Annotated in this window: 8 protein-coding genes, 2 tRNA genes and 1 pseudogene; all 11 read left to right on the top strand. The window is 32.1% G+C overall.

The features are described from left to right. Positions 1-18 precede the first annotated feature (18 nt). Positions 19-696, top strand: a pseudogene (gene alr / locus CD150_RS10775) (alanine racemase); the annotation flags it as partial. Between the two features lie 87 nt (positions 697-783). Next, entirely contained in the window at positions 784-954 is a 171-nt protein-coding gene (gene mazE, locus CD150_RS10770) for a type II toxin-antitoxin system antitoxin MazE (RefSeq protein ID WP_046207786.1), read from the top strand. After that, complete coding sequence (locus CD150_RS10765) at positions 951-1,313, top strand: type II toxin-antitoxin system PemK/MazF family toxin (RefSeq protein ID WP_019468010.1); 363 nt, start codon at positions 951-953, stop codon at positions 1,311-1,313. The genes mazE and CD150_RS10765 overlap by 4 nt, the downstream gene beginning before the upstream one ends. A gap of 342 nt (positions 1,314-1,655) precedes the next feature. Then, positions 1,656-2,657: a SpoIIE family protein phosphatase gene (locus tag CD150_RS10760; RefSeq protein WP_046207787.1), complete on the top strand. Its 1,002-nt coding sequence runs from the start codon at positions 1,656-1,658 to the stop codon at positions 2,655-2,657. A gap of 68 nt (positions 2,658-2,725) precedes the next feature. Beyond that, positions 2,726-3,052: an anti-sigma factor antagonist gene (locus CD150_RS10755; RefSeq protein WP_046207788.1), complete on the top strand. Its 327-nt coding sequence runs from the start codon at positions 2,726-2,728 to the stop codon at positions 3,050-3,052. A 1-nt stretch (position 3,053) separates the two neighbouring features. Next, on the top strand, positions 3,054-3,536 hold the full coding sequence (gene rsbW / locus CD150_RS10750) for an anti-sigma B factor RsbW (protein ID WP_064209857.1): 483 nt from the start codon (positions 3,054-3,056) through the stop codon (positions 3,534-3,536). Beyond that, positions 3,511-4,281 (top strand): RNA polymerase sigma factor SigB, encoded by a 771-nt coding sequence (gene sigB, locus CD150_RS10745; RefSeq protein WP_073346051.1) that lies wholly within the window; start codon positions 3,511-3,513, stop codon positions 4,279-4,281. The genes rsbW and sigB overlap by 26 nt, the downstream gene beginning before the upstream one ends. 143 nt (positions 4,282-4,424) lie before the next feature. Next, on the top strand, positions 4,425-6,575 hold the full coding sequence (locus tag CD150_RS10740) for a Tex family protein (protein ID WP_073346048.1): 2,151 nt from the start codon (positions 4,425-4,427) through the stop codon (positions 6,573-6,575). After that, a complete protein-coding gene (locus tag CD150_RS10735) occupies positions 6,568-7,020 on the top strand; it encodes a SprT family protein (protein ID WP_073346045.1) in 453 nt (150 codons plus the stop codon). Before CD150_RS10740 ends, CD150_RS10735 begins: the two co-directional genes overlap by 8 nt. A 347-nt stretch (positions 7,021-7,367) precedes the next feature. Further along, positions 7,368-7,450, top strand: a tRNA-Leu gene (locus CD150_RS10730). 35 nt (positions 7,451-7,485) lie between these two features. Beyond that, positions 7,486-7,559: transfer RNA gene (locus CD150_RS10725), tRNA-Gly, on the top strand. Positions 7,560-7,669: the final 110 nt, after the last annotated feature.

Raw genomic sequence — 7,669 nt, 5'->3', positions numbered from 1 at the left:
AGATGTGTATAAGAGACAGATCATGTAGTATTTGAAGGGGTGTTTACGCATTTTGCATGTGCAGATGAACCTGGAGAATCAATGAATCAGCAACAAAGTTTATTTGAATCAATTGTCAATGAAGAAGAAAAGCCACAGTATATACATTCGCAAAATTCTGCAGGTGCATTAATGAAAGATAGCCAATTCTGTAATTCAGTGCGGGTGGGTATATCATTATACGGTTATTATCCTTCAAGTTATGTTAAAGACAGTGTGAAAATACATTTAAAACCAAGTGCGCAATGGATTAGTGAAATTGTACAAACAAAAGTCTTGCAACCAGGCGAATCTGTGAGTTACGGCAGTATTTATACAGCGACAGAACCTACAAAAATCGGTATTATTCCTGTTGGTTATGCAGATGGATTTCCAAGAATGATGACCGGATTTAATGTAAATGTTAACAGCAAACAATGTGAAATTATTGGAAAAGTTTGCATGGATCAAATAATTATTAAAATTCCAGAAGAAATTCAAACTGGTGATAAAGTGATATTGTTGGATCATCATTCAGACAGTGAACAATCTGTGGAAGCGCTGGCATATCAACAACATACTATCAATTATGAAGTTTTATGTCGCTTAAATAGGAGATTGCCACGTATCTATTATGGTACTCAAGACCTAGAAATCCTTAATGAATTACTAAAATAGTATAGTCACTGTATTTAAAATTTGTTATTATATATCTAACAAGAAATCTCAATATATTCTATTTTAGTCACATGGAGGTCTTTATTCATGGCAAGTTTTAATCAAAGCAGAAATCATAGTATTGAACAACTATTAAAAGAAGGCTATTCACAAATGGCTGACTTGAATCTCTCCCTTGCGGCGGAAGCATTTCCATTTGAATGTGAAGCTTGCGATTGCAATGAAGTCTACATTATATCTAAGAATAACAATGAATGATGAGAAGAGGAGACGTTTATTTAGCTGATTTGTCACCAGTACAGGGTTCTGAACAAGGGGGAATAAGGCCCGTAGTCATTATACAAAATGATACTGGTAACAAGTATAGTCCTACCGTAATTGTAGCTGCAATTACAGGTAGGATTAATAAAGCTAAAATACCTACACATGTAGAAATAGAAAAAAGCAAGTATAAACTCGACAAAGATTCTGTTATATTATTAGAGCAAATACGGACGTTAGACAAGAACAGATTAAAAGAAAAGCTGACATATCTATCTGAAGAAAAAATGCAAGAAGTTAATAATGCTATAGATATTAGCCTAGGTTTACATAATATTAGAAATCATAGAACATAATTTTTAAAAGTGAGCGTAATAAAATAACGAATAACAGACATCAATTCCTTATACATGCAACAAACACTTAATTCCAAGATAATTTGAAATAGAACAGAGAAAATAAAGCGTGTGTTTGTAATCAAATATTTATGAATAGGATGTTTAAGTTGAAAAGCTTTAGGTTATCCTAAAGCTTTTTTCGATATCAACGTAAAGTATGTATTTAAAAACATCTCACTTTGCTAGAAACAAAACTGTATTGCTTGATTAAATATTTAATACACATACATATAACAGAATATATTCTTGTTAAAACCGATGTATGCGATTTATATTTGCATTTTGAGGAGGAAATACTGAGTGAAAGAGTTCAAAAATCAATATAAAGCGCTAATTGACGAAAGTCTACACACAGTAAATGAGACAGATTTATTAAAAAAGTGTGAAGGCTTCACCGAAGAAGTGAAAAGAAAAGACTTGCTACCAGAAGATATCGTTGAAATTCATAAAAATTATGTTCAAGCATTAGAGTTAAGTAGTGAACAAATTTCTAAAACATTCAACGTACTTAAAGAAGTAGTAAAAGGATTTGGCTATAATTATAGAGATTATCAAGATCTTGTAAATCGATTACAATATCATGATAAAGAAATTGACTTAGCATCCCGTTTACAGCAAACGATGCTTAAGACAGATATTCCTCAATTCGATAGTATTCAAATCGGTGTAATTTCCGTAGCTGCGCAAAAGGTTAGTGGCGATTACTTTAATTTAATAGATCATAAAGACGGTACGATGAGTTTTGCAGTAGCAGATGTTATAGGTAAAGGTATACCTGCTGCCTTAGCTATGAGTATGATCAAATTTGGTATGGATTCATATGGGCATTCCCAATTGCCAAGCGATGGTCTTAAACGATTGAATCGCGTGGTAGAAAAAAATGTGAATCAAAATATGTTCGTAACGATGTTTTATGGACTGTATGAAGAATTAAACCACTTGTTATATTGCAGTTCTGCTGGCCATGAGCCAGGGTATATTTATAGAGCTGAAACCGAAACATTTGAGGAAATTAAAGTGAGAGGTCGCGTTTTAGGTGTTAGTCAACAAACACGATACAATCAACAAGAAATACCCGTTCATTTAGATGACTTAGTTATCATTTTTACAGATGGTGTCACAGAAGTAAGAAATGAAGCTGGTGACTTTTTAGATAAAAGTTATTTACTAGATATGATAAAAAAGTATAAACATATGCATCCACAAGACATTGTTCAACTTTTATATGAAGCAATTTTAAAAATTCAAAATCCAGAAAAAAGAGACGATTTAACAATATTGATAATAAAAAGAGTGAATTAGATAAGATTAATGATTAAAATAAAAGGGTATAACGGTTATTAATGAGACTATGCTTAGGAGTGTAATTTATGAATCTAAATATTGAAACAATATCACATGATACACATTATGAAGTTAAAGTTGGCGGAGAATTAGATGTTTATACTGTTCCAGAACTTGAAGAAGTACTCATGCCGATGAGACAAGAGGGAACGCATGATATATATGTAAATTTAGAAAATGTTAGTTATATGGATTCAACCGGTTTAGGACTATTTGTCGGAACTTTAAAGGCTTTAAATCAAAACGATAAAGAATTATATATATTAGGTGCTTCAGATCGAATAAGTCGACTATTTGATATCACAGGTTTAAAAGATTTGATGCATGTTAATGAAGGAACGGAGGTCGAATAACATGCAACTTAAACAAGACTATATAGAAATGCGTTTACCAGCATCAGCAGAGTATGTAAGCTTAATACGTTTGACTTTATCAGGTGTATTTTCACGTGCTGGAGCGTCATATGACGATATAGAAGATGCCAAAATAGCAGTGAGCGAAGCAGTAACAAATGCAGTAAAACACGCATATAAAAACGATGCTACGGATGTAGGAATGATTAACCTTTGTTTTGAAATTTTTGATGATAAAATTAAAATAGTTATTTCCGATCAAGGGGAAAGTTTCGATTATGAAGAAACAAAAGCAAAATTAGGACCATATAAAGACAATGAAAATATAGATTTCCTTAGAGAGGGAGGTCTTGGTTTATTTTTAATTGAATCTTTAATGGATGAAGTTACAGTGGATAAAAACTCTGGTGTAACCATTAGCATGATTAAGTATATAAAAAAAGAGCAGGTGCGAAATAATGGCGAGAGAGTCGAAATCAGTTAATGACGTATCACCTGAACAAGTCAACCAGTGGATAATGGAGCATCAAAATAATGAGAATTCAGATGCTCAAGATAAACTTGTTAAACATTATAAAAAGTTGATTGAATCATTGGCATATAAATATTCAAAAGGTCAATCTCATCACGAAGATCTCGTTCAGGTTGGTATGGTTGGTTTAATTGGTGCAATTAACCGATTCGACCTATCTTTTGATAGAAAGTTCGAAGCTTTTTTAGTACCAACTGTAATTGGTGAGATTAAGCGTTATCTACGTGATAAAACGTGGAGTGTGCACGTTCCTAGGCGAATTAAAGAAATCGGACCCCGTATTAAGAAAGTGACTGATGAATTGACAAATGAGTTAGAGCGCTCACCTTCTATTGCTGAAATTGCCGATAGGTTGGAAGTCAATGAAGAAGATGTGCTCGAAGCTATGGAAATGGGTCAAAGTTATAATGCATTAAGTGTAGACCATTCTATTGAAGCGGATAAAGACGGATCGACTGTTACATTATTAGATATTATGGGGCAACAAGATGATAATTATGATTTAACTGAAAAGCGTATGATATTAGAAAAAATACTCCCAATTTTATCTGAACGGGAAAGAGAGATTATACAGTGCACATTTATTGAAGGTTTAAGTCAAAAAGAAACAGGTGAAAGAATAGGTTTAAGTCAAATGCATGTATCCCGGTTACAACGAACAGCAATTAAGAAACTTCAAGAAGCAGCAAACCAATAAAATATATGCTTAAAGCAGAATTCATTAAATGAATTCTGCTTTTTTATACTTCGATTATTTTTAGAAAAAGAATCAAGATAACGTTATATGTTAGAATATATTAGTATTAGTAATAAATTTTTTATTTATGAGTGGAGGATACTATGGATAGTAATTTAATACAATCTATAAAAGAAAAATATAAATTTTCAAGTAAACAAATTAATGCAGTATTAACGTTGCTTGAAGAAAAAAATACGGTACCATTTATTGCGCGCTATCGTAAAGAACAGACTGGCGGATTAGATGAAGTAGAAATAAAACAAATTAATGATGAATATCAATATATGGTTAATCTTCAAAAAAGAAAAGAAGAAGTTATACATAATATAGAAGAACAAGGTTTACTGACTACAGAATTAAAAAATGACATTTTAAAGCAAACAAAGCTACAAAGAGTTGAAGATTTATATAGACCTTATAAACAGAAAAAGAAAACAAGAGCTACGGAAGCGAAAAGAAAAGGTTTAGAACCTTTTGCAAAGTGGCTCAAAAATCCTAGTTTAGAAATGACAATAGAAGAAAAAGCAACTCAATTTTTCAATGAAGAAATAAAAAATATAGAACAAGCAATACAAGGTGCGCAAGATATTATTGCAGAAAAAGTTTCAGATGAACCTAAATATAGAACTAAAATACTTAAAGATACTTTCCAGCATGGCAAAATTGTTACACAAAAGAAAAAGAATGCTGAGGATGACCAAGAGATTTTTTCAATGTATTATGATTATTCAGAACCAATTAAAAAAATTGCAAATCATAGAACATTAGCAATCAATCGGGGAGAAAAAGAAAAAATACTAACAGTTAAAATAGAAATGGATATTCAAGGCATTGAGAATTTTATTCGTAAGCATGAAACGATTCATCATCATGAAGGTTCAACAATTATTGAAAATGCAATTTCTGATAGTTTGAAAAGATTAATCATGCCTTCGATTGAAAGAGAGATAAGAGGTGACCTAACAGAAAAAGCTGAAAAACATGCTATTGATGTATTCAGCGAAAATTTAAGAAATTTATTATTACAACCACCAATGAAAGGCAAACAAATTCTAGGAGTGGACCCTGCTTTTAGAACAGGTTGTAAATTGGCTGTAATAAATCCTTTTGGCACTTTTATAGCTAAAGGAGTAATATACCCGCATCCACCAGTAAATAAAAAGGAAGACGCGGAGAAAACGTTTGTTCAGTTTGTAAATAAATATGATGTTGATTTAATTGCTATCGGTAATGGTACGGCTAGTAGAGAAACAGAACAATTTGTAGCTTCAATGATTCAAAAACATAAATTAAAAACACAATTTATAATTGTTAACGAGGCTGGAGCTTCTGTTTATTCTGCTTCAGAAATCGCTCGTTCAGAGTTCCCAGATTTTCAAGTAGAAGAACGTAGTGCTGTTTCGATTGGAAGAAGGGTACAAGATCCATTAAGTGAGCTTGTAAAAATTGACCCAAAATCAATTGGCGTTGGTCAATATCAACATGATGTTAACCAAAAAGCATTGGAGGGCGCGTTAACTTTTGTTGTCGAAACAGCTGTTAACCAAGTAGGTGTTGATGTAAATACAGCTTCACGCTCACTATTGCAATATGTGTCGGGTCTGTCTTCGACTATAGCCCAAAACATAATTTTATACCGTGAAGAAAATGGGCCTATTAAACACAATAAGGATATTGCCAAAGTAAAAAGGTTAGGCGCTAAAACATTTGAACAAAGTATTGGTTTTTTAAGAATTATCAATGGTAGTGAACCTTTAGATAATACATCAATTCATCCAGAAAGTTACCAAGCAACTTATCAATTGTTAAGTGAGATTGGTTTTAGTGCAGATGATTTAGGAAAAGCTGATTTGAAAACAGCTTTAAATCATGTGGATTTGACTGACATGGCTACAAAGCTAAACATTGGCGAACCTACCCTTGAAGATATTATCAAATCATTAATTGCACCAAATAGAGATCCACGTGATGAATTTGAGACACCAATATTAAAATCGGATGTATTATCGATTGAAGATTTATCGAAAGATATGAAGTTAAGTGGAACTGTAAGAAATGTAGTTGACTTTGGAGCCTTTGTTGATATTGGTGTTAAACAAGATGGCCTTGTACACATTTCAAAATTATCTAAGAAATTTGTTAAAAACCCAATGGATGTTGTCAGTGTTGGAGATATTGTTGATGTTTGGATATTAGATATTGATGACAAGAAAGGGAAAGTATCACTAACTATGATTGATCCTCATGGATAATGAAAAATTACAAAGCATGACAGAGTCTATTTCTACCACAATTTTTAAAAGACCGTTTAAACATAAAGCTTATTTTAATAAACGACTTAGAACAACTGGTGGGCGTTATATATTGAATACACACAATATAGAAATAAATGCAAAGCAATATGACGCTTTCGGTGAAAAGGCAGTTATTGATATTATTAAACATGAGTTATGTCATTACCATCTTCATATACAAGGAAAAGGATATAAACACAAAGATAAAGATTTCAAGTTACTCAGTGCGCAAACAGGTGCCCCGAGATTTTGTTCAGCAGTTGAAAGCTATGAGAATCGAGTTAGGTACATCTATAAATGCTCAAACTGTGGTGTGAAATATGCTAGAATAAGAAAAGTGAATTTAAATAAAATGCTTTGTGGACATTGCAAAGGGAAATTGATAGAACAAAGCCATTTTTAAATAGTGAATTTAAATAGCAAGAGAGCTGATATTTTTCAGCTCTTTTTTTATTTAAGAATCACTTCACACGTTTGATATTAAAAAAACGGCATACATATATGAAATTTGTGCATTTAATTAGATATAATAAATAAAAATGAATATTTTACTCTAATTAGTTATTTGTATGTGTTGACGTTATATAATTTATGTTATATGATATTAAACGTTGCGAAAATAATATGAAATTAAATGAAGGACTTATTAAGTTTGTTAAAGAAATTTTAAAAACTTATTGACAAAACATTTCAAACATATTACAATTGAGTACGTTAACTTGATGAATGGAAATTTTTAGCGTCAACCGAGCGGCCGTGGCGGAATGGCAGACGCGCTAGGTTGAGGGCCTAGTGGGATTTATCCCGTGGAGGTTCAAGTCCTCTCGGCCGCATCAAAATACATTACATATGATTTATATGAAAATATGCGGGTGTAGTTTAATGGCAAAACCTCAGCCTTCCAAGCTGATGTTGTGGGTTCGATTCCCATCACCCGCTCCATTATGAAATATTAAAATGAACATTGAAAACTGAATTGCAATATGTCAACGTTAATTCCGATTTCAACATTAAATGTTGAATCAAAACAACGTGTTATTGATAACACAAAT

Source organism: Staphylococcus ureilyticus, assembly GCF_002902235.1.
GTDB lineage: Bacteria > Bacillota > Bacilli > Staphylococcales > Staphylococcaceae > Staphylococcus > Staphylococcus ureilyticus.
The sequence above is the reverse complement of the archived record's forward strand: the minus strand, read 5'-3'. Positions and strand labels throughout refer to the sequence as shown.